This is a genomic window from Corallococcus praedator, from assembly GCF_003612125.1.
GTDB classification, from domain to species: domain Bacteria; phylum Myxococcota; class Myxococcia; order Myxococcales; family Myxococcaceae; genus Corallococcus; species Corallococcus praedator.
In genome coordinates, this window is sequence record NZ_RAWI01001257.1 from 1 (window position 1) to 410 (window position 410).

1 protein-coding gene is annotated in these 410 nt (G+C 63.4%); it reads left to right on the forward strand.

Annotated features, from left to right (window positions below; all coding sequences use genetic code 11):
- Positions 1-383 (forward strand): DNA gyrase C-terminal beta-propeller domain-containing protein (locus D7Y13_RS43975; RefSeq protein ID WP_279637218.1); only part of this gene is annotated, 383 nt, incomplete at its 5' end.
- Positions 384-410: the final 27 nt, after the last annotated feature.

The window sequence follows — 410 nt, forward strand, 5'->3', positions numbered from 1 at the left end:
CCGAGAAGGGTGACTTCGTGGTCGGCGCTGCGTTGGTCAACAACGACGCGATGCTGCTCGTCGCCGGCGAGAACGGCCTCGGCAAACGCACCAAGTTTGACGAATACCGGCTCCAATCGCGCGGCGGCAAAGGCGTCATCACCATGAAGACCACCGAACGCACTGGCGGCGTGGCCGGCGCACTGACCGTTCGCGATGGCGACGAGTTGATGCTCATCACCAACAAAGGCAAGATGGTCCGGACGCGCGTTGCCGAAATCCGCGAGACGGGTCGCAACGCCCAAGGCGTGAAGCTCATCGACATGCGCGAAAGCGAGATTCTCTCCGGCATCGCGCCAGTGGTTGCCAACGAAGAAGACGAACCCGCGGAAGGCGAAGTCTAGCCAGCCCGGCTGCGACTGGATGCGGGC